This window comes from Foetidibacter luteolus, from assembly GCF_009650435.1.
GTDB classification, from domain to species: domain Bacteria; phylum Bacteroidota; class Bacteroidia; order Chitinophagales; family Chitinophagaceae; genus Foetidibacter; species Foetidibacter luteolus.
Genome location: NZ_VVIP01000052.1, coordinates 70,537 through 91,997 on the forward strand (window position 1 = coordinate 70,537; position 21,461 = coordinate 91,997).

Below are 21,461 nucleotides of genomic sequence, written 5' to 3' on the forward strand. Positions count from 1 at the left end.
ACTTTTTTGTACCCGGAACAAGTCCGGGACAGGCTTGACCAAAAAAGGCAACCGAAATCGTAGGTTGCGTAAAAAAAGTCAAGAAAGAAACGATATACAGCACGTTTCTTTCTTACGCCCTGATTAGGCTTTTGTACTACTGTGGCTTCAGCAATAGAATTTCCATCAGCAGCACTTACCAATCATGAAGGGGCACTAAAATCAGTTATTTCTAAAGGTTTACGGGGCAGGTTGACGATGTTTTGTTACGCTGCTGCACCCCCGCGCCAGGGATTGAAGCGGATACCCCGCTGAAGGCATTGTGTGCGGCCTTGTGGCGGAGTATGAGCGGAAAGCCCGGTGCCTTCGGCAGGCGCCCTGACAAAACCCCGTTTAGTATTTGTTTTTCAAGTAATCAAGAATGAGGCCGGTGAAATGCTGCAGGGGCAGTAAAACCGCATCCTGCTTTTTTGCTTCCTCATCCCAACGGCGCACTTTAATGATGTCTTCAAAGAACGGGTGCTGCTGAAAGGTCTGCACCTCCTGCGGCGACATTAGCCCGCCCTGCCACTGCATCATTGTTTGCAGGCTGGCTTCGGAAAGTTTATGCCGGTAGGCGGGATTGGTGGTGACAAGATAGCGTTTTGCAGGCACATGCATTTCTACCATAGCGCAAATTCTGCCGGAAAAGCCTTTGCCGGCAAGCCATGCGGCGCCCACGCCTTCGTGATTTACCACGCCGTAATTGCCCATGGTTTCTGTATGTTGTTTGTGCCGCAGCAAATGGCCCACATCGTGCAGCAGTGCGCCTAAGATAAGCTCTATATCAGAACCTTCTGACATGGCTTGCATGGCGCATTGCAACATGTGTGAAGTTTGTGTTACGGGTTCTCCGTCGTAATCTTCGCTGCCATGCTTTTCAAACAGCTCTTTTATTTCTGCCGTAACAGTTTGCGGGTTGATGATAGCTGCCATAAGGCTATTTGTATATTGATTCAATGGGTTTCATTACTTCGTGTGCCGGTTTGAAGTTAAAGCCCAGCAAAGCGGCAAGTGTGGTAGCTATCTGGCGTTGGTATAACTGGCCTTGTTCTTTTACTTCGCCAAGTGGTTTTGTATCCGGCCCTAATGCCACCAGCCATATTTCGTTGGAATCGGCCACTTTCTCGCCATGGGATGTCCATTCGGATTTTACTTTATCACCACGGCCATGATCGCAGGTGATGATGAGGGTTGTTTTGTTTTTGTATTGCGGCATGGATTGGATGGTATTCCACAGGTCTTCTATCATACGGTCCTGCGAATAAGCGCTCCTTAGATATTGGTCGTACATGCCGCCATGAGCAAAATCGTCTGTTTCGTCGAAAGCTATGTACAGCACTTTGGGCTTATATGCTTTGAGGTATTCCCTTGCGGCGAAGTAGGTAATAACATCGGGCCTTACACCAATGGGGCGGGTTGTCAGGAACTGCCAGTCGTTAATGAGTTTAAGATGGTCGTCTTTAAACTTAAGCGTATCTACATCTGAGTTAACATATATGCCGCTGCGTGGCGCATTTAAGATGTATGGGAATACGCCCCAGGTTGAAAAAGCCGCCACTTTGTTTTGATAACCGGGCTGCTTGTTGATGAACTCCAGAACGTTTTCGTTTTTGTTATAAACCTTATCGTTGCTGTTAACAGCCTTATCAGGGTAGCCGGTGAAGATTTCATTGTAACCAGGATAAGAAAACTGGTAGGGGTTGGTGATGTTTACGAAGTTGTTGTATGTTCTGTTGCCATAAATCTGTCCGTGGTTGTTTATGGCCGACCAGATAAATGGGAATATCTTTTTCCTGCTCTCTTCAGGAGCAGGGGCGTAGAAGGATTGCGCAACATACTCACTGTCTCTTGTATATTGTTTACTGTTCATTAAGGCGGTGTCAACGCCTTTCATTACTTCCTGCCAGCGCATACCATCCAGGGTAACAATGATGATGTTTTCTGTTTTGTGCTGGGCGGAAAGTGTAGCTGAGATGGAAATGAGCAAGCCAATCAATAAGCGGAATTTCATGATGAAAATGTTTTGCGGTTAGCGAAAAAAATTTACTGTAATGGCTGGGTGCTAATAAGAAAGAATGGCGCACAATGCATGCGCCATTCGTCTTATAACTGTATAATAACTCTATTGCAATACCCAGGGTTTGGTATTAATGTCATCGGTTCCACCCTGGCGTGATACGGCTTCTGCGCGGTTATCGCCATTAAGTGTTTGCTCAGATTGAGGATAGATGTACCTGATAGGTACCTTGCCATTGTTAAGGTTAGCGGGACCAGGCACCACAGCAGGCATACCTGTCCTGCGCCAATCGTACCAGGCTTCCAGGCCGTTGAAGTAAAGTGATATCCATTTTTGCAGGGCTATCTTTTCCAGCCTTTGTTGCGTAGTGCCTGTATAGGCAACGCTTGCCTGTTCTAGATAGCCGGCAGGCATGGCAATATCCAGGCCGTAAGCGGAGGGTACAACGGCCAGCCAGTATTCGAAATTGGCGTTAATACCGTTTTTATAATAGGTTTCTGCAGTGCCAGTGGTAATAATGTTTGCTTCTCTGGCTTCGGCAAGAATGAACTGAAGTTCTGCGTAAGTCATCAGTAATGCCCGTGGCGCTGCGGGGTCTGGAGGGGCCTGGCCAACATCGTTACAAACCAGGCAGGCAAAAGTGTAACCTACCCTTGACACACCTTGTACACCGCCATTGTAGGCCAGCGCATCCACATCGCTAAGGCCATTGGGGATGCCCTGTATTTCCGGTGTTCCGGCAGCCACTGATTTTTGTGTGGGCCTTGCAAAAATATTCAAACGGCTATCACCGAGGGTTTTAAGCCTGTCAACCATTGTTTTGCTTATGCGGAACTCGTCAAAAGAACCCACACGTGCACCATACAGCGGCCACTGGTTGGGCGCCGCAGCAAGATATTCCAACTGTGCATTGTCATCGTTGCTTTCAAAAATGGGGTTGGTGGTTGTATTGCCAATAATTTCCTGCATCTGGGTTTTTACATCCACCTTTTTTGAAATGCGCATCAGGTAACGCAGGCGCAAAGAGTTGGCTAGTTTACGCCATTGTATGATGGAGGACGCACCACCGCCAAACAAAATGTCCCCACCAAGTGTAGCTCCGCTGCTGGTGGCTAAAACTTCATTGGCTTTTTTCAGATCGGCCAATATGCCTGTATAAATATCCTGTTGTGCATCGTATTTGGCCTGGTATATTTCTTCCAGCTTGGCTTTGCCAGCTTCAGAGTAAGGAATGTCACCATAAGCATCTGTAGCCTGGGCGAACATCCATGATTTAAGAATAAGACCTACTCCATAGTACGGGTTGCTCTCATCACCGCCAACAGCAGTAAATATGTTCTGCAGGTTGCGGTAATTGCCATACACGTTATTCCAAACATCATTACGCTCTCCCCATTGATAACGGTCTTCGTTTACGAACTGAATTTTGGAGTGGTGCTGGATAACTATGTTACCAATGCCCCAGGCTTCATTTACCTGCAGGTTCATCATATTGCGGATGATGCCGCTTAACAATAGATCCGGAGTAACGTTGGTGGGGTTATTTTCGTTGGTGTTGACTTCTGCAAAGTCCTTGGTACAGCTATACAGCAACGTAATCGCCAGTACCGGTAAGAGAAATATCTTAATGCGTTTCATCTTTTTGTATTTAAGATTGGATGAAAGTTGGTTTACAGTTTAAAGCTCAGGTTAATGCCATAGCTGCGGGTGGTAGGTATGCTCATGTACTCAATACCCGGTAAAGCTGTGCCACCGGAGTAAGACATGTTTTCAGGGTCAACATGCGGTACATTATCCCATAGCAGCAGGTTACGGCCCACCAATGAAACGGTTACCCCTTTAAAGGGAAGTTTGCCGAACACTTTGTCGCTAATCGTGTATCCAATCTGTAGTTCACGAAGCTTAACAAAAGAGGCGCTGTACATAACACCTTCCGCTATATTACGGCCTGCTGTCCAGGCGGTATGCCACTCACGTGCAGTAAGTTTGGTTGTGTTTTCAGTAAAGCTACCATCATTGTTCTGCACTACCCCTTGGCCTATTACGCCATTGCCGGGTTTGCTGAGGTCGTAGCCATCGGCACGGCCTTCCAGTGTTTCCGCAATAATGCCACCTTCGCGGCCAACGGTTTGTGTTAAGGAGTACAATTCACCACCCTGGCGTATATCGAAGAGGAAGCTAAGGCGTACACCTTTGTAATTAAAGCTATTGCCAATACCCATCAGCCAGTCAGGGTTGTAGTTGCCAAGTTTCATAACGTTTGTAGTAGCTACAGGACGGCCATTTGCAGCGAATACCATCTGGCCTGCGAATTTACCTGAGGCATCATAGTAAGGTGCGGAAGCATCGCTGCTTTGCACCCTGGCGAAGCCAATACCGTAAAGGTCGCCCATTCTTTCACCTACTTTGGCAAGTACCTGAACTGATCGGCTGGCCATTTGGTAGGTAGTTAGATCGTCACTTAGCTCAACCACTTTGCTGCGGTTAGCTGAGAAATTGATATATCCATCCCAGCTAAAGTTTTTGGTTTTAACCGGAGTATAGTTCAGCATTACTTCCACACCATAATTGCGGATAAGACCGGCGTTGATTACCCTGCTATCGTAACCGCTGGTATTGGAAAGCGGTATATTCAAAATTTGGTTTTTGGTGCTGCTACGGTAATAAGTAACATCAATACCTAACCTGTTATTCAGAAAACGCAGGTCTGCGCCAAATTCGTAAGCTGAGCTGATTTCAGGCTTAAGCCTCAGGTTGGCCAGGCGGCTGGTTTCGCCATATATCTGACTGCTGCCAAACGGGTCGCTCCTGTTGAAAGTTTGCGTAAATGCAAATGGGTCTGTGTCGTTACCCACTTGTGCAAAACTGGCCCTAACCTTGGCAAAACTGATTGCGTTTGGCAATCTAACCATATCGCTAACCACTGCGCTCAGGGCAACAGAAGAGTAGAAGTAAGAATTGTCTTCTGAGCCCAGCAGTTTAAGATCATTGGGTAGTGTAAGGGCACTGCTCCAGTCGTTACGGCCGGTAATATCCAGAAAGATCATATTCTTGTAAGCAAGGCCTGCAGAACCATACAAACTGTTGATTCTTTTAGCAACATTACTTTGATCTGCCACCAATGCAATACGTGAGTTGGTAAGCCTGTAAATGTTAGGAATATTTAACTGGCCTGCTACTGCCTCATTAAACCTGGAGGACTGGCGCATTTGGTTGCCGCCTGCTGTGGCTGTTAAGCTGAAATCATTATTGATGGGTTTATTTACAGTAAACAGAAAGTCGCTGTTGCGTTCTTCGTTAATGATCGTTACTTCCCTGTACTCACCAAAAGGAAAGCGCTGGGTGCTGAAGGCCCTGCGGTATTCACGGCGCTCATTGCTCCAGTCGGTGGCTGTACGCAACTGCAGGCTAAGCCAATTGGTAAAATCATATTTAAGGATAACGTTGCCAATTAGACGGTCATAGTACTGGCCGTTGGTATTCTGGTAAACGGTAAGATAGGGGTTATCGTGATAGTTGTAGTTCCAGCTATATTGCCTTTGATTTTCCAGGCCATTTTGCCATAGCCGCATCATATCCCTCACCTTTACAGAAGCAGGCAGCCAGCAATTAAACAGGTACATAATGCTTTCTGTGCCATAGCTGATGGAAGGGCGGTTATCGCTTTCGCTCTTGATGTAGCTTACGAATGCCCTTGCGGAAAGTTTGCTGGTAAAGTTGTAGCCACCAGATATTGAAACCGTATGCCTGGCAAGGTCTGTATTGGGAACAATGCCTTTTTGATTAAGGTTGGTATAGCTAAGGCGGAAGTCACCGTCTTTGTTACCTGCTGTTAAAGCCACATTGTTGGTAAATGTGCGGCCGGTTTCTAAAAAGTTTTTGAGGTTATCAACGTCCGGCTCCCATAAAGTTGGGGTAATTATACTTCCGGCAGGGGCATTTAAATCGCCCCCGGTGTAGGGTATGGTTTCTCCGTTTAAAGTACGTGGAGAGTTATATTGCGGAAACAATTGGCCTCTAAAAGCAGGGCCCCAGCCTTCGTCAGTGCCATCGGCGAGACCACCGCCGCCGCCATTAACAAAAGCAAAGTCTCCGCCGCTGCCATTACCCTGGCCGTATACCTTCTGATAGTCGGGCAGTTTTAAAGCTTTTTCCATTGTTGCGTTGCTGTTAACTTCAACGCCAATGCCACGCTGCTTTCTGCCGCCTTTTGTTTTAATAAGAATTACACCATTAGCAGCCCGTGAACCGTAAAGGGCCGCTGCAGCAGGGCCTTTTAAAACGCTCATGCTTTCAATATCATCTGGATTTATAAAGCTTGCACCATTACCGTAATCCACCTCCATATTTCCCCTGCCCGAAGCGCCGCTGATTGAATTGCTGATGGGCACACCATCGATTACATAAAGCGGCTGGTTTTTATTCAGGTCTACAGAGCGCTCCCCACGTATGGTAACCCTTGCAGAACCGCCAATGCCAGATGGACTACCCACAACGGTAACACCAGCTACTTTGCCAGCCAGTTGGTTAACCACATTACTTTCGCGGGCTACGGTAAGTTCATCGCCTTTCACTTCCTGGATAGCGTAGCCCAATTTTTTCTTTTCACGCTTAATACCTAATGCCGTTACAACCACTTCATTTAACTGGTTGCTGCCCTGTGTAATTTCTATTTCCATAAAAGCTTCACCGGTAACCTTTACCAGTTGTTCATTGTAGCCAACATTGGAAATCAGCAGGTCGCTGCCTTTGATTACATTAATGCTAAACTCACCATTTTCGTTGGTTAAGGTTGCCTTAGAGCTGTTGTTTACAGCAATAGTGGCGCTAGCTACCGGCTTTTTGGTAGCCGCGTCAACAATGCGTCCCTTTAAACTATACTCCTGTGCAAACAAGTAAGCCGAGAAAAAAAATGCTGCTATGAACATAACACAGCATTTTGTGTAATGGGGTAATCGCTGCTTCATAATAGTTAGTATTTAGGTGTCAAAATTAGCAGGGTGGGCAGGCAAAAGAAGGAATCACGCATTAACAAATAGTAAAGTAATTGTAAACTTATACGCAGTTCTGGTTAGCGATTTTTACAAATACTAAACTTTAACGGAAATTATTTAACATTATGGAAACGGGCAAAATTATTTTTCTTCAAAAAAATATACTACCAGCATCGTGTAATAATCATGTGTAAGACATTGAGAGAGATGGGGCTTGCGGGCATCGTAATAAAAAGAGTCGCCTTCTTCCAGTATATATTCCTTGTCATCAATGGTGTACTTCATGGTACCCCTGATCATATAATTATACTCAAAAGCATTGGTGGATACGAAACCTCTTTCTGCATTATGATCCTGGCGGTACAGAACAATATCCACCAGTTTACCATCAGATTTAAACGACATAATGCGGTTGTAATAGGAACCCTTGGTATATTCTTTTTCAAATGGCTGCAATGCCGTGGCCTTTACCAGCACAGGTTCATCGCTTTCCTTATTACCCAGGTTATCAAAAAAATCATTCAGGTCAACATGCAAGGCCCTGATGATGCCCAGCAAAACACTTAGCGAAGGGACCGTACGGTTATTTTCAATTTGAGAGATAAGGCCCTTGGTAACGCCAGCCTCATTAGCCAGCGCCTGCAACGTAATGTGTTTTTCTTTGCGTTTTTCTTTAATGCGGCTGCTTATCTGAAGAAGGATATCGTTTTGCATGGCTTGCCCAAATAATGTGTGAATGTAGGCAAAACCGGCAACTACAGCTACTGCCCCGTAACGCCGGCCAGCGGAATGCCAGAACGTAAACCGCTACAAAGCAGGCCTGTACAGGGTTTTAGCCAGGCAGGCCAGTTTTTGTTGGCTTATAAAATAACAAAAGGGTAAAATAGCGGCAGGGAAGTGGTGGGTGGTGAGTGGTGAATGGTGAGTGGTGAATAGTGAATAGTGAATGGTGAATCGATGTCGTTTAGTTGAGAAACCAATGTCAGGTTGAGCTTGTCGAAACCGTTTTACGTCTATTGCTTTCCACGTATCCGCCTTCGACAGGCTCAGGCTGACATCCTTAATTTAAACGACATTGAATACAAAATGGTGAGTGGGGCCCTCTCCCAAAAGCAACAGTGGTAACTCCGGTTTAAGTTGGTTGCTTTCTCCTTCGCTTCAACATTCAAAACTCCTTGCTCCCTGTTCAGTCTCCGCTACTCCCAGCCGCCGCCCAGGCTCCTGTATAACCCAATGACAGATTGAAACAATTGCTTCTTGTTGCCATTTAATTGTAACTCGGCTTCCAGCACACCTTTTTGGGCGCTGATAACTTCCAGGTAGTTGGCATAACCGGTAAGGTATAAATCTTTGGCGGTGGCTACGGCGTTGGTTAATTCTCTTACTTCCTGCTCTTTCAGTTTAAAAGATTCACTGCCGTTTTCTATACTCTTAAGACTGGTAACCACTTCACTGAAGCTGCTTAACAATACTTTCTGGTAGTTGTAAATGGCTTCTTTGTTTTGCGCATTGGCTATGGCATAGCCCGCCTTTAATTTATTTTGGTTAAAAATGGGGGCGGTAAGGCCGGCAACGGCGCCATAAGCCACAGAGCCTGAGTTAAACAGTACATTAGGTTTAAAGGCGTTTAAGCCAATGTAAGGGGTTAGGTTAAGCGATGGCAGAAATGCTTTTCTCGCAGCCAGTACGTTGGCCTCTGCGGCTTCCAGTTCCAGTTCTGCCTGCTGAATATCCGGCCGGCGGGTAAGCAGCGTAGAGGGCAGCCCTGTTTGTAAAGATGCCGGCAATTGCTGGTGCATCAGCGATGTATCGCGGCTAATGGTTTGCGGGTACCTGCCGCAGATGAGGTTTATTTCATTCTCTGCCTGCACTATCTCCTGCTTTACTGAATATTCAATGGCTTTTGTGTTAAGCAACTGCGCGGCAAACTGCTGCACCGCCAGCTCTGTTGCACGGCCGCCTTCCTTCTGTACTTTAACAATGTCCAGCGCTGTTTCCTGCAGCAGCACGTTCTTTTTAATAATGTCCAACTCGTTATCCAATGCCAGCAAATCGTAATAGAGCATGGCTATATCCGCCACAATAGATGTAGTTATGTACTGCCTGCCTTTTTCAGTTGCCAGTAATTGCGCAATGGCCGCTTTTTTTTCATTTTTCAGTTTGCCCCAGATATCTATTTCCCAATTGCTGCGAAAACCAACGAACAAATCAGGCGTAAAGCTGGTAGGTATTTTTTGCTTGGAGTTAATGTTGGGGGAAAGGTTGGTGTCAAAATTACCTACGCCATTCATGGTGTAGTCGCCATACCTGTCGCCTGCGGCGCTAACAACACCGTTTAGCGATGGCAGTAAAGCGCCCCTGCTCATAGCTACCTGTGCCCGGGCAGCTTCTATCCGTTGCAGCGCAATGTATAAGTCGGGGTTATTGTGCAGGGCAGTGTCTATTAAGGCCACCAGGTGGTCATCGGTAAAAAATTGTTTCCACGCAATGCTGGCTATGCTGCTGCTGTCTTTAGCGGCAGGAAAAGAGTCCGGCAGGTTTTTTACAGGTGGCATTGTTACGGGCCGGGCCACTTTACAACTGCTGAAAATAAGAATGCTTACAGCAAGTATTGCGAAGCTGTGCTTTAAAAGTTGTTTCATCTTTTTAATTAATGCTACCGGGCTGATGAATGGTACAGCCTTTTTCAATATTCTTTTTGGTTAACGTATCATTTTCTGCGCAGTAGCCACCCGTACAGGTACAGCGGGCAAACCCGCAACCTTAAAACATTATAACCTTACAGGTGGCCTCTACGCTGAATTTTTTATGAATAAAAGAGCTAAACCTTTTTACAGGTTGTTGCACATTGGCGAATAGTGTTACTGAACGTACAAGTGAGTGACACAACTAAAGCCTCATAGTAGCTATAGCGGCCGTCCCAAAAAAGTCCCGCCTGGAAGGCTGTTTTAAAATGACTGATTTAGATACCAACACCGTAACATGTAAGATGTTTGATGTACGGTGTATGATGTATTTGCCACTCGCAACTACCTTTTGCCACCATCTTTTTTTTTAGATACCAGCCACATAATTTCATGGCGACTTCGTTGCGTCGCAATCCTTTCATCTGCATATCATTGGGCGACATTTACGCGGGTATTAAACATGTCGCACCTACGGCGCTCCTGGTTTTCCCGGCCGGCCATCTACTAACATGCCGCCCGTACAGGGCTTTGCCATCACTTCAGTTCTTACATTTCATCCAACCAGCTACCAGCATCCGGTAACCTGCATCCAGCTACGCCGGTTCCAGCTCTTCATGCTTTACAACTGTCTTCTTCTTTTTGCCCTTACGTTCTGCCAGTTGTGCAAATACCACATACAGGCCAGGTATCAGAAATATGCCGAACACTGTGCCTATCAGCATGCCGCCTGCGGCAGCGGTACCAATAGAACGGTTGCCCATAGCGCCTGCGCCGGAGGCTATGCAAAGCGGTATTAGACCTGCAATGAATGCAAATGAGGTCATAAGAATGGGGCGCAACCTGGAAATGGCGCCCTCTTTGGCAGCTTCTAATATGGATAACCCCTGCTTGCGCCTTTGTATAGCAAACTCCACGATAAGAATGGCGTTTTTGCTTAACAAACCCACCAGCATTACCAGCGCCACCTGCGCATAAATATTATTTTCAAGGCCTGCCAGTTTAAGGAACATGAACGAGCCAAACACACCCGTGGGCAACGACAATATTACCGGCATGGGCAATGCAAAACTTTCGTATTGCGCTGCCAGCAGTAAATACACAAACACCAGCACGATAATGAAAATGACAACCGCCTGGTTGCCTGATAAAATTTGTTCTCTTGTCATGCCGCTCCATTCATAATCAAAGCCACGGGGTAGCTTTTCTGCCGCCAGTTTTTGAATGGCTTCAATGGCCTGGCCGCTGCTGTAGCCCTCTGCTGCATCGCCTGTAATCATTGCCGAAGTGTACATGTTGTAGCGTGTTATCTGCTCAGGGCCAAATACCCTTTCCAGCCGTATAAAGGTGGAGTAGGGCACCATTTCGCCCTTATCGTTTTTAACGTACAGGTTAAGTATGTCTTCCGGCTTGCTGCGGTAAGTAGGGTAGGCCTGCAGCATAACCTTATACATTTGCCCGAAGCGTATAAAGTTGGTAGCGTAATAGCTGCCCAGCAATGTTTGCAGGGTGCTCATCGCATTGTCTATGGTAACACCTTTCTTGGCGGCCATCTCCTGGTCCACATGTATCAGGTATTGCGGAAAGTTGGGGTCAAAGCTGGTAAAAGCGCTGCCGATAATTTTATCGTTGCGCATGGCTTCGATAAAGTCTTTGGTTACTTTGGCTGTTTCATCCAGGCTGTTGCCCCGGTTTTTGTCAAGCAGGCGCATTTCAAAGCCACTGGCATTGCCAAAACCGGGCACCGTTGGCGGGGCGAAAAATTCTATGGTGGCGTCTGTAATGTGTTTGGTTTTATCCTGCAGTTTTTTAATAAGCGCATTAACTGTTTCATCGCGTTCTTCCCACATTTTCAGGTTAATCATGGCCATGCCGTAAGAAGCGCCGGATATGTCGCTCATTAAACTGTAACCAGCCAGGGTGCTGATGTTTTCCACTACTTCAAACTCAGCGGCCGCGGTTTCTATTTCATCCATCACCTTTTCAGTACGGTCAACTGTAGAGCCGGGCGGGGTGGTTACATTTACGTAAATCATGCCCTGGTCTTCGGTAGGTATAAAGCCCGAGGGCAGTATAGCACTCATGCCCCAGGTTGCCAGGCAAAAGCCAACGAACAAAATGAGTGTTACCATTTTGCGGCCGGCCATCCAGGCCACCATGCTGCCGTATTTCTTCTCTGTTTTATTGTACCCTTTATTAAAGGCGCCATAAAAACGCTGCAATAAATTCTTTTTCTTTTTGCCGGTATTGTGCTTAAGCATTAATGCGCAAAGGGCCGGTGTAAGTGTTAACGCGTTAATACCCGATATTACGATGGATATGGCCAATGTTAAAGAGAACTGCCGGTAAAACACACCCACCGGCCCGGAAAGGAATGCTACCGGAATAAACACTGCAGACATTACCAGTGTAATGGCCACAATGGCGCCGCTTATTTCTTTCATGGCAGAAATGGTTGCTTCCAGCGGCGGCAAATGCTCCTCGCTCATTTTTACGTGCACTGCTTCTACCACCACTATCGCATTATCCACCACTATACCAATGGCAAGCACCAGCGCAAAAAGTGTAAGCATGTTAATGGAAAAGCCGAGCATCTGCATAAAGGCCAGCGTACCTATAAGCGCTACGGGTACCGCCAGTGCCGGTATTAAAGTAGAGCGGAAGTCTTGCAGGAAGATAAACACCACGATAAACACCAGTATGAATGCTTCAACCAAAGTGCGCAGTACCTCGTGTATACTGGCATCAAGAAAACGGGAAACATCATAGGCATAGTTTACATCCATGCCAGGCGGAAAAGTTGTTGACTTTAACTCTTCCATTTTGTTTTTGATATTTTCTATCACTTCCTGCGCATTACTGCCGGGTCTTTGTTTAATCATGATGGAAGCAGAGGGCTTACCATCTGTTTTGGAGGCCATGTCATAGCTTACCGTTCCAAACTCTATGTCTGCAATATCTTTTAAGCGCAGTACAGAACCGTTGGCATCGGCTTTCAGCACTACATTCTGGTATTCTTCCGGCGTATTGAATTTGCCGGTATATTTCAGTACATACTGTTTTACCTGTTTGTCTTTACCGGAGTTTTCGCCGGCCACACCGGGCGCCGCTTCTATGTTCTGGGCACGCAGCGTAGCAATAATTTCTTCGGTAGATATATTGTAGGCAAGCATACGGTCTGGCTTAAGCCAGACACGCATGGAGTATTCCCTGGCGCCCATGATGTCGGCAAAACCAACTCCGTTAATGCGTTTTAATTCGGGCAGAACGTTTATGTCGGCAAAGTTGTAAATAAACTCTTCGTTCATGCTGCTGTCTTTGCTGATGAGGTTTAGGTACAGCAGCATACTGTTCACCTCCTTTTCTGTGGTAACGCCGGCTTTTATTACTTCTTCCGGCATTTCGTCAAGGGTAGTGGTAACACGGTTTTGCACGTTAACGGCGGCGCGGTCGGGGTCGGTGCCCACTTCAAAAAAAACCTGCACCAATGTAGTGCCGTTATTGCTGCTAACGCTGTTCATGTAAGTCATGCCGGGTACGCCGTTAATGGCTCTTTCCAAAGGGGTGGCAACTGCTTTGGCGCACACTTCTGCATTGGCGCCGTTATAGTTAGCGGTAACCACCACGCTGGGCGGCACAATATCAGGAAACTGCGTAATAGGTAAAGTAACCAGCGCCAATACGCCAAGCAGGGTAATAATGATAGAGATAACTAATGATAAAACCGGGCGTCGTATAAAAGTTTCAACCATTTTAGATAAGTAGGTTATATGCAAAAAGCATAGCCAGCATTCATTACCATAAGCAATGAGCTACGTATTATGGGTTAATCCCACGAAATGGCCATGGTTAGAATAATTATGTACTTAGCAACAGAATTGCTATTAAACTTCGTTGTGCAATCTTGCGTGTCGAAGCAGCAAGATTGGAACACTTGTACGTTCGGTCCTTAAGGGAGGAACACACGTTAACAAATGCTCTTTAAACATTGAACAACCAAACATTCAACAATTACAGCTTTGCAGCCACAAGGCTATCACTTTGTACATACCGTGGTGTTATACTGGCGCCGTCACGTATACTTTGTATACCTTCGTAAACAATGGTATCACCGGCAGACAAACCGGATTTGACAATGATAAATTCATCAATCCTTGTTTGCGGGGCAAAGTTTTTCATGGTCACTTTATTGTCTTTGCCAACCACAAATACGTAGTTTTTGTCCTGTATTTCAAACACCGCTTTTTGAGGGATCATTAAGGCGGAAGATACTTCTGTAGTAAGTTTTACCTTGCCGGAAGCGCCATGCTTCAGTATTTTTTCCGGGTTGGGAAATTTGGCCCGGAAAGCGATGGAGCCGGTATTCTCGTCAAATTCGCTTTCCATTGTTTCTATGTCTCCTTTGTAAGCGTATTCTGTACCATCGGCTAACACCAGCACAACATCATCCATAGATGGTTTATTGCTTTTCTTGGTCTTCATATAACGCAGGTATTCATTTTCCGATACATTAAAGTAAGCGTACATGGCTTCAAGGTTAGAAACTGTAGTAAGCAGGTTACCTTCTGTAACCAGGCTGCCCACTTTAAAGGGAATACGGTCTATCACCCCGTTGAAAGGAGAGCGTATGTAAGTATAAGACAGCCGTATTTTAGCGTTTTCTTCCAAAGAGCGGGCTTCGCTTATTTTGGCTTCCGCGGATTTTATTTTTGCCTCGGCCAGTTCCAGCTCCGTTTTAGAAATAATGTTTTTTTCAACAAGTATTTTTACGCGTTTCATTTCCAGTTCAGCCGTTTTGGCTTCAGCTACGGCGCTGGCCAGTGCCGCCTTTGATTGTGAAAGCTGGGTTTGGTATTCAGCGTCGTTTATAATAAACAAGGGCTGCCCTTTGGTTACAGCCTGTCCCTCGTCCACAAGTATTTTATCGATAAAGCCGGGCACTTTGGCCCTTATTTCAACATTCTGTAAGGCTTGTATATCTGTTACGTACCCTTGTTGCAGAACAGTGTCTTTTTCTTCTAATCTAACTACCGGGAGTGTGATAGGTTTTTCGCCTGTATTTTCCGTGCCCCCTTTAACAGTACATCCCGTTATCGCTATCAAAAAAATCGCCGTTAAGTATAAATAATATTTCATCATGCTAATTTTTGGTTGTTAAAAATTGGCAGGCAATCCAAAGTCTCAATAAAGTAAAAAGTGTAATGGCTGCGTGGCGCAGCATGGCAAATTGGGGGAGTAATCAGAATGGGGTAAGCCTGAAAAGGAAGGCGTAGTAGTACGGAAGCGCATGCGCCCCTCTATCGTTGTTGAAGTCGTGGTGTTCGGGATAACAAGCTATTTCATACTTCCAGCCGGGTGTTTTGGTCACCTCTACACTGGCGGTACGTACCTGCCTGAACTTAAGGCGGTATTTGTTGGTAAGTTTTTTTTCGGAAGACGGTTTATAAAAACTAATATCTTCCTGGAACCTGATGCGTTCAGAACATTCCCGTTTAATGTCCGATGCCTCAGAATGCATCTCCAGCGTGGTGAATGTATGGTCTATTTTTTCCGCTGAAAGTTTGTTAGCGGTACAGAGCATGAAAAAGCAAAAGATAAACAGAACGATATTTTTCGCTTTTCCTAACGGCATTGTTACAGGTTAAACATTTGGTGAGGCCTAAAATTACAGCTTATAAGGCAATTTTAATGTGAATTAAAAGTAATATTCACATTTTATTTAAATTAATGTGAGACACTTTTAAGGAATCTGGGTTACGCATATTTACAGAAATTGCTGGATTATTTTTTTGAACGCCGCTGCTGCGTTGTGCACCTGTACAGCCCAGTCGTCAGCCGCCATGCCATCAGCCCCGTCAGATATATATTTAAGGCACAAAAAAGGAATTTGTTCTTTCATTGCAATCAATGCAAGGGGGTAGGCTTCCATGTCAATGATATTATAGTCTGAAGCGGAATGTGCCATTTCAAAACTGTCACCTGTGCCACAAATGCCTTGCTCAAAGCCGTCAATGGTTAGCCCGTACTGCAAAACCGGTGCTACGCCAGACAGCGGGGTTTCATATTTTTTGAAACCAAGGCCACGCACATCCATATCCCGTTGTATAAAGCTGGTACAGCATATTACCTGCCCACGTTTAAAACTATTACTGCCTGCCGAGCCGAGATTAATGATAATGCCTGGTCTTAGTTCCTGTATTGCTTTGGTAAGATGATAGGCCGCGTTTACTTTGCCAATACCAACGATAAGTGAATTGAACTCTTCAAATTCCCCGGCTGCCTCAGAGCTTAGTGCGAACACAAATAATGGATGGTATTCTAAAAGGTTTTTTTGTTGGAGAAATTGCTGTAACGATTGCTGCATTATTTTAATGTACTTAAGTGTTAGCCAAATAACCCTGACGACTCAATGCCAATGTAAATGCCGTCTTCCTTTTGTTCTATGTGGTAGGTTTTAAGATAATAACCCTCTCCGCTGGTATTGCGGCCATTTTGCATGTTAAACCTGTAGCGGTGCAGCGGGCAAACTACATTACCAAGCGCATCCATAAAACCATTTGCCAGTACGCCGCTGGCATGCGGGCACTTGTAGGCAAAAACAAACAATTGCTCTTTAAACCTGGCAACGGTTATTTTTTTACCTCCCGCTTCCACAATAGCCATATTATTGCTTTGCCAGTTAAGTTCAGCAATATCTTCCGCTACTTTGTGCCAGTTTATTTTACGCATGTAAACAAAAATTGTCTTGTAAGCAAAGCTTCTTTTAATGGCTTCGCCATTCAGGATGATTTTTTGGGCCCGGCTGCATGAACTACTATGAGGCGCCGCTTGCGTCGCACTCTTTTGCGTTCAGTATTTCTATTCGCCACTGTGCAACAACCAGGTTATTTGCGGTTTTGTAATTTCGGCAGCTAGCGATTCACTGTATACTCCGCTTCTGCACTATTGAAAATATACCCCGTCCCTTATATCTAAAAAGATACTTGAGCGCAAATTAAGTGGGGGGAGCCAATTTTTTAATAAAACCATGTAATTTTGCCTTACAGTCGGGAGGCCTGCCTTTCTGCAGGCCGCGAGAACATGGTTTCTCCTTGGCTGTTTTTTTATTTAATACGATCCCTATGTATTTGCTCTATGCAGATGAATCCGGTAGCTCAAGCGATCCTAAACAAATTCATTTTGTCTTGGCTGGAATATGTGTTTATGAAAGACAAAGTTTTTGGCTTGCAAGCGAATTGGACAAAATAGCATCAAGATTTAATCCTTCTGATCCTCTATCTGTTGAGCTTCATGGAAATCCTATGTTTGGAGGTAAAAATTATTGGAGAAGAATTCCCAGGGATGAGCGTGTGCAAGCTATAAAGGATAGTCTTTCATTAATAGCAAGTCACAACTTAAACCGTGTTTTTGGCTGCGTTGTCAGGAAGTCTGTCGTATCTCCAAAAGATCCTGTTGAGTTCGCTTTTGAACAATTGGCAAGTCGTTTTGATTACTTTTTAAGACGATTGCACAATTCTGGAGATACTCAACGCGGCATTATCATTTTTGATAAATCCACTTATGAAAGTACCATACAAAACCTGGCTACCTATTTCAGAACTACCGGCCACTCCTGGGACATACTGCGAAATCTTGCGGAAGTTCCATTATTCATAGACTCTAAAGCTTCCCGCCTTATACAATTGGCAGACCTGGTTGCTTATGCGATACTCAGAAAATATGAACAAGGCGACGACCAATTTTTCAACATTATTGAAAACAGGTTTGATGGTAAAGGCGGTATCCGCCATGGTCTTTACGAAACGGTATAAGCCTAAAAATGCACCTCTCTATACGGATATCTCACCTTATACATATCTCTTACTTTTTGCAGTATAAAATTGCGCAACTCATCAATATTCAACCTTTCCGTAGCGGATATAAATACGGCGTTGCCGTCGGTAATGTTATTCCAGCGATCTTTCAAATCAAGAAGGATTTCTTTTTTTACATCTTCTGCAAGCCATTCATCAAATGTGCGTTCTTCATATAAATCCATTTTATTGAAAATGGTAAGAATGGGTTTGTCGAATGCGCCGATTTCCTGCAGCGTTTTGTTTACCACGCCAATATGTTCCTCATGCTGGGGGTGTGCAATATCAACCACATGCAGCAGTATGTCTGCTTCCCTTACTTCGTCTAAAGTGCTTTTAAAGCTTTCCACCAGGTGGTGCGGCAGCTTGCGGATAAAACCAACCGTATCGCTCAGCAGGAATGGAGTGTTCTCAAAAACCACTTTACGGGTAGTGGTATCCAGAGTGGCAAACAGCTTGTTTTCGGCAAAAACATCGCTTTTGCTCAACAGGTTCATAATGGTGCTTTTGCCAACATTGGTATAGCCCACCAGGGACACCCGGATGAACTCTCCACGTTCTTTACGCTGGGTAAAAGACTGCTTGTCAATTTCAGCCAGGCGCTTACGTAACAGGGATATTTTGTCACGAACAATACGGCGGTCAGTTTCTATTTCCGTTTCCCCCGGCCCCCTGGTGCCAATCCCGCCACCAAGGCGCTCCAGGTGTTTCCACATACCGCGCAGGCGGGGAAGGATGTACTGGTATTGGGCCAGTTCTACCTGCGCTTTGGCCTGTGCCGTGCGGGCACGCCGGGCAAAAATGTCAAGTATAAGGTCGCTGCGGTCAATGGTTTTTACGTTTAAAGCTTTCTCTATATTGCTTATTTGCGAGCCGCTTAATTCGTCATCAAAAATTACCACATCGGCGTTCTTAGCCTGCACATAATCCCGTATTTCTTCCAGTTTGCCTTTGCCTACAAAGGTTTTGCTATCCGGGTGAGGTAGCTTTTGCGTAAACCTCTTAATGGTGTTGGCGCCGGCGGTGGCTGCCAGGAAAGCCAGTTCATCCAGGTACTCCTGCACCTGTTCATCGGTTTGTTCTTTCTGCACCAGGCCTACCAGCACTGCTGTTTCTTCCGCACTTATTTTCTGTTTCTTATCAATCAAAATGAAAAATTTTTGGCAAAAATAAACGTTGCAGCAAAAAGGCCTCCAAATTATATCGAATTCAATGATTCTGACAGTTTGGGTATATTCAGTAAATTAGCATTGTGAAATTAAAGAAACTCGTACCCCTTGATTTTTTTGTTGATAAATTGACTAATTCAATTGAAAAAGTTGATACCGGTGAAAGTTTTCAAACGCTGGTTTTGCCCCTTCCGCGGTAGACATTAAGGTGACAACAAAAAAGGCGGGGTGGTTGTTTAACTGGAAGTATGAATGTAAGTGCCCGGGACGAGAGGTTTATAAATTAACAATAGCGAATGATGCTTCTACAATTCAGGGGCTTATAAGTTTGGAAGTAAAAAGTGATCATATTTATATGCACCTGGTAGAAAGTGCACCTTTTAATAAGGGAAAGAGTAAGCTTTTTTCGGGTGTACCCGGCAATCTTGTTGCTTATGCATGCCGGCTATCTTTTGAGAGAGGCTTTGATGGAAATGTATCCTTTATCTCAAAAACACAATTAATTGGCCACTACGAGAAAACACTGGGCGCAGTTCATTTTGGTGGCCGGTTAATGATTATTGAAACAAAAGCAGCAAAAATGCTGATTGAAAAATATTTTAAATGATGCAGTCATGAAAAAGAAGAAAAATGAGCTTGATGTTGACTTTATCGGCGGCCAGGGACCATTAACGATGGATGAAGAAGCCGCTATAAGCAACTATCTTAAATCTGTTAGAGATCGGGAAGCGAAAGAAAGGAACCGCAAAATCAGAACAATGTCAAAGCAGAAAGCAAACTTTTAAGTTTGCTTTGCTTTGAGAACTATTTTGAATTGAAATTGGACACTGTTAGAAAAGTACCCGGGCTGCAAAGCTGCATAGCGAATCTGGACGTACAAGAGTGCGACGCAACGAATGCCTCATGCTTATTCCTCTGCCGGGCTCAAAAAAAATCGCTACAAACCGCTGAGTGTTAAACCGATAGAATAGGGGCGGATGGTTGGGCCCGCACCGTCTTTCAGCAAACCGGTAAGCTGGTAAGAGCCATCCAGCGAAAAGTGCCCGAGCCCAATGCGTACCGTGCCGGCAACTTTAGTGCTGTTAAAAAACTGTTTGCTTTGTTCTTTAATAATGTACGAACCGCCGTATATTGATTTGCCGGTGGCATCAAGGGCATTTTTGCCTTTGGTCCAGGCTTTCATCAACAAGCCAAATTTAGCGCCAACAGCAAACTTTAGCCCCCTGTTAGGGTTTTCGGCATTGGCAACCCATCTTAATTCCAGCGGCACTTCAAGGTAAGATGTAACCAGCTTGAATTTTTTGTAGTGATTGCTGGCAGATGTGCTTACATCTGTTATGGGAAGTGTGGATTGTGTTGACTTAAGATCCAGGTAAACATCTTTAAAGAAAATATTGCTCCATCCCATTCCTATGCCGTAAGCAACACTCATGTGCGGGTTGCTTTTAAAAGGCTTATCAAAAAGAAAGTATATATTAAAATGCCTTGAAAAACCTGATGGTTTAAGATTAGAGGCAAGGCCGCTGGTGCTCCAGCCGTCAACGCCAAACTGTATCAGCAGGTGGTCGTTGGCCCTGTTGGAAAGGTCAATTATTTTTTTTTGAATAGGGGCGGCGCCTGAAGAGTCTTGGGCTTTTGCCCCGTTTATAGCAACGAATAAAACCGCGGCTACTAAAAATTTTTTCGTCATGCAGTCTAAATTATCAATATGTTTTATGTGTACGTTTGTTAAAACGAACAAAAATAAAAGAATTGGGCTGTAGCGTGTGGTTAAAAATATGCCAAAACAAGATTACCTGAACCACATTAAAATTCAATAATTTCACCAATAGAACACCATTATCCTATCTATGCAGTTTTACTGTAATTACACATGGGTATAAGTGAAGGGTTTACAGCTTTATAAACCAAATTCAGGCAAATCTATGCAGGAAGAACCAGTAATTTTTAATAGCGTACTTATTGCGGAAGACAGCGTAATTAACCAAATTTTCATTAAACGTGCCTTACAGAAAGTATGCGCCCGTATTGATGTTGCTGAAAATGGCGCTGAGGCGGTAGCGTTTGCAAGCAATAATAAGTACGATCTTATTCTCATGGATCTTTTTATGCCGGAATTAGACGGTTACACTGCTACGGAAAAGATTCGCAAAGAGCTGGGAGTTAATACGCCTATTATAGCTATTACGGCGGTATCGCTGCCTGGCGAAGAACAAAAATGTATTGAATGCGGAATGAATGGCTATTTTATAAAACCTTTTACCCAGGAAACCATTGCTATACTTACCCGAAGTTATGGGGTAAAACAGCCTGTTAGGTTTAAAGAAGAGCATGTGTTTGGAGATGCCGATCTTATAGTAGACCTTACCATATTGTATGCCCTGGGCGATACCACCCCCGAATACATTGGAATGATGATAAACGTATTTACTGATAATATGGAAAAAACCATAGATGAGCTTAACCAACTGCTACGGCAACAAAAGTGGGACGAACTGCAGAAGAAAGCCCATTTTGCCAAATCTTCCTTATCGGTTATTAAAATAAATGCGCTTTTTGAAATTGCAAAGGATATTGACATGAGTTGCCGTTCTGGTAAGGGTCTTGAGCTGATACCCTCTAAAATAAGCCGTTTTGAAGAGTTGTTTAACAGGTCAAAAGAATATTTAAAGCACTACATTGAAAATTTATTAGCGCATAAATCTTAATTTAGCCGTAAACCT

At 44.7% G+C, this 21,461-nt stretch carries 17 protein-coding genes; 4 read left to right on the plus strand and 13 right to left on the minus strand.

Annotated elements, in window-relative coordinates; all coding sequences use genetic code 11:
• Nucleotides 1-372: 372 nt before the first annotated feature.
• From F0364_RS16490 to F0364_RS16540, 11 genes are all read right to left on the minus strand, one after another.
• Nucleotides 373-954: an HD domain-containing protein gene (locus F0364_RS16490; RefSeq protein ID WP_153798906.1), complete on the minus strand. Its 582-nt coding sequence runs from the start codon at nucleotides 952-954 to the stop codon at nucleotides 373-375.
• Between the two features lie 4 nt (nucleotides 955-958).
• On the minus strand, nucleotides 959-2,032 hold the full coding sequence (locus F0364_RS16495) for an alkaline phosphatase family protein (protein ID WP_153798907.1): 1,074 nt from the start codon (nucleotides 2,030-2,032) through the stop codon (nucleotides 959-961).
• A gap of 111 nt (nucleotides 2,033-2,143) precedes the next feature.
• Nucleotides 2,144-3,676, minus strand: a complete 1,533-nt coding sequence (locus F0364_RS16500) for a SusD/RagB family nutrient-binding outer membrane lipoprotein (protein ID WP_153798908.1) — start codon at nucleotides 3,674-3,676, stop codon at nucleotides 2,144-2,146.
• Between the two features lie 32 nt (nucleotides 3,677-3,708).
• Complete coding sequence (locus tag F0364_RS16505; RefSeq protein WP_207632726.1) at nucleotides 3,709-6,966, minus strand: SusC/RagA family TonB-linked outer membrane protein; 3,258 nt, start codon at nucleotides 6,964-6,966, stop codon at nucleotides 3,709-3,711.
• Nucleotides 6,967-7,173: 207 nt separating this feature from the next.
• Nucleotides 7,174-7,746 carry an XRE family transcriptional regulator gene (locus F0364_RS16510; RefSeq protein WP_153798910.1) on the minus strand — a complete coding sequence of 191 codons (573 nt, stop codon included), beginning with the start codon at nucleotides 7,744-7,746 and terminating at the stop codon, nucleotides 7,174-7,176.
• A 482-nt stretch (nucleotides 7,747-8,228) separates the two neighbouring features.
• The gene (locus tag F0364_RS16515; RefSeq protein WP_153798911.1) at nucleotides 8,229-9,674 is read right to left on the minus strand and encodes a TolC family protein; all 1,446 of its coding nucleotides are present in this window, start codon (nucleotides 9,672-9,674) and stop codon (nucleotides 8,229-8,231) included.
• A 638-nt stretch (nucleotides 9,675-10,312) separates the two neighbouring features.
• The gene (locus tag F0364_RS16520; protein ID WP_153798912.1) at nucleotides 10,313-13,468 is read right to left on the minus strand and encodes an efflux RND transporter permease subunit; all 3,156 of its coding nucleotides are present in this window, start codon (nucleotides 13,466-13,468) and stop codon (nucleotides 10,313-10,315) included.
• A gap of 259 nt (nucleotides 13,469-13,727) precedes the next feature.
• Nucleotides 13,728-14,855, minus strand: coding sequence for an efflux RND transporter periplasmic adaptor subunit (locus F0364_RS16525; protein WP_207632727.1), 1,128 nt, complete (start codon nucleotides 14,853-14,855; stop codon nucleotides 13,728-13,730).
• Between the two features lie 100 nt (nucleotides 14,856-14,955).
• Nucleotides 14,956-15,348 (minus strand): hypothetical protein, encoded by a 393-nt coding sequence (locus F0364_RS16530; protein WP_153798913.1) that lies wholly within the window; start codon nucleotides 15,346-15,348, stop codon nucleotides 14,956-14,958.
• 132 nt (nucleotides 15,349-15,480) lie between these two features.
• Nucleotides 15,481-16,080 carry a 5'-methylthioadenosine/S-adenosylhomocysteine nucleosidase family protein gene (locus F0364_RS16535; protein ID WP_153798914.1) on the minus strand — a complete coding sequence of 200 codons (600 nt, stop codon included), beginning with the start codon at nucleotides 16,078-16,080 and terminating at the stop codon, nucleotides 15,481-15,483.
• 20 nt (nucleotides 16,081-16,100) lie between these two features.
• Nucleotides 16,101-16,445, minus strand: a complete 345-nt coding sequence (locus tag F0364_RS16540; RefSeq protein WP_153798915.1) for a Rieske (2Fe-2S) protein — start codon at nucleotides 16,443-16,445, stop codon at nucleotides 16,101-16,103.
• A gap of 392 nt (nucleotides 16,446-16,837) precedes the next feature.
• Between F0364_RS16540 and F0364_RS16545 the strand changes: the two genes are divergently transcribed.
• On the plus strand, nucleotides 16,838-17,527 hold the full coding sequence (locus F0364_RS16545) for a DUF3800 domain-containing protein (protein ID WP_153798916.1): 690 nt from the start codon (nucleotides 16,838-16,840) through the stop codon (nucleotides 17,525-17,527).
• 2 nt (nucleotides 17,528-17,529) lie between these two features.
• On the opposite strand, the gene hflX is transcribed toward F0364_RS16545, so the two are convergent.
• Nucleotides 17,530-18,717: a GTPase HflX gene (gene hflX, locus F0364_RS16550; RefSeq protein WP_153798917.1), complete on the minus strand. Its 1,188-nt coding sequence runs from the start codon at nucleotides 18,715-18,717 to the stop codon at nucleotides 17,530-17,532.
• Between the two features lie 376 nt (nucleotides 18,718-19,093).
• On the opposite strand from hflX, the gene F0364_RS28995 reads away from it, so the two are divergent.
• Both F0364_RS28995 and F0364_RS16560 read left to right on the plus strand, forming a co-directional pair.
• Nucleotides 19,094-19,345, plus strand: coding sequence for a hypothetical protein (locus F0364_RS28995; protein WP_207632728.1), 252 nt, complete (start codon nucleotides 19,094-19,096; stop codon nucleotides 19,343-19,345).
• A 7-nt stretch (nucleotides 19,346-19,352) separates the two neighbouring features.
• On the plus strand, nucleotides 19,353-19,523 hold the full coding sequence (locus F0364_RS16560; protein WP_153798918.1) for a hypothetical protein: 171 nt from the start codon (nucleotides 19,353-19,355) through the stop codon (nucleotides 19,521-19,523).
• Nucleotides 19,524-19,675: 152 nt separating this feature from the next.
• Here the strand turns inward: F0364_RS16560 and F0364_RS16565 are convergent, their stop codons facing one another.
• Nucleotides 19,676-20,428: an outer membrane beta-barrel protein gene (locus F0364_RS16565; RefSeq protein WP_153798919.1), complete on the minus strand. Its 753-nt coding sequence runs from the start codon at nucleotides 20,426-20,428 to the stop codon at nucleotides 19,676-19,678.
• Nucleotides 20,429-20,663: 235 nt separating this feature from the next.
• On the opposite strand from F0364_RS16565, the gene F0364_RS16570 reads away from it, so the two are divergent.
• Nucleotides 20,664-21,446 (plus strand): response regulator, encoded by a 783-nt coding sequence (locus tag F0364_RS16570; protein WP_153798920.1) that lies wholly within the window; start codon nucleotides 20,664-20,666, stop codon nucleotides 21,444-21,446.
• Nucleotides 21,447-21,461: the final 15 nt, after the last annotated feature.

Excerpts from the sequence above, each read along its gene's own strand:
- F0364_RS16570 (WP_153798920.1), top strand. The coding sequence starts at position 20,664 with ATGCAGGAAGAACCAGTAATTTTTAATAGCGTACTTATTGCGGAAGAC.
- F0364_RS16500 (WP_153798908.1), bottom strand. The coding sequence starts at position 3,676 with ATGAAACGCATTAAGATATTTCTCTTACCGGTACTGGCGATTACGTTG.
- F0364_RS16530 (WP_153798913.1), bottom strand. The coding sequence starts at position 15,348 with ATGCCGTTAGGAAAAGCGAAAAATATCGTTCTGTTTATCTTTTGCTTT.
- F0364_RS16490 (WP_153798906.1), bottom strand. The coding sequence starts at position 954 with ATGGCAGCTATCATCAACCCGCAAACTGTTACGGCAGAAATAAAAGAG.
- F0364_RS16565 (WP_153798919.1), bottom strand. The coding sequence starts at position 20,428 with ATGACGAAAAAATTTTTAGTAGCCGCGGTTTTATTCGTTGCTATAAAC.
- F0364_RS16495 (WP_153798907.1), bottom strand. The coding sequence starts at position 2,032 with ATGAAATTCCGCTTATTGATTGGCTTGCTCATTTCCATCTCAGCTACA.
- F0364_RS16520 (WP_153798912.1), bottom strand. The coding sequence starts at position 13,468 with ATGGTTGAAACTTTTATACGACGCCCGGTTTTATCATTAGTTATCTCT.
- F0364_RS16540 (WP_153798915.1), bottom strand. The coding sequence starts at position 16,445 with ATGCGTAAAATAAACTGGCACAAAGTAGCGGAAGATATTGCTGAACTT.
- F0364_RS16525 (WP_207632727.1), bottom strand. The coding sequence starts at position 14,855 with ATGATGAAATATTATTTATACTTAACGGCGATTTTTTTGATAGCGATA.
- F0364_RS16560 (WP_153798918.1), top strand. The coding sequence starts at position 19,353 with ATGAAAAAGAAGAAAAATGAGCTTGATGTTGACTTTATCGGCGGCCAG.
- F0364_RS16535 (WP_153798914.1), bottom strand. The coding sequence starts at position 16,080 with ATGCAGCAATCGTTACAGCAATTTCTCCAACAAAAAAACCTTTTAGAA.
- F0364_RS16545 (WP_153798916.1), top strand. The coding sequence starts at position 16,838 with ATGTATTTGCTCTATGCAGATGAATCCGGTAGCTCAAGCGATCCTAAA.
- F0364_RS16505 (WP_207632726.1), bottom strand. The coding sequence starts at position 6,966 with ATGTTCATAGCAGCATTTTTTTTCTCGGCTTACTTGTTTGCACAGGAG.
- F0364_RS16515 (WP_153798911.1), bottom strand. The coding sequence starts at position 9,674 with ATGAAACAACTTTTAAAGCACAGCTTCGCAATACTTGCTGTAAGCATT.
- F0364_RS28995 (WP_207632728.1), top strand. The coding sequence starts at position 19,094 with ATGCACCTGGTAGAAAGTGCACCTTTTAATAAGGGAAAGAGTAAGCTT.
- F0364_RS16510 (WP_153798910.1), bottom strand. The coding sequence starts at position 7,746 with ATGCAAAACGATATCCTTCTTCAGATAAGCAGCCGCATTAAAGAAAAA.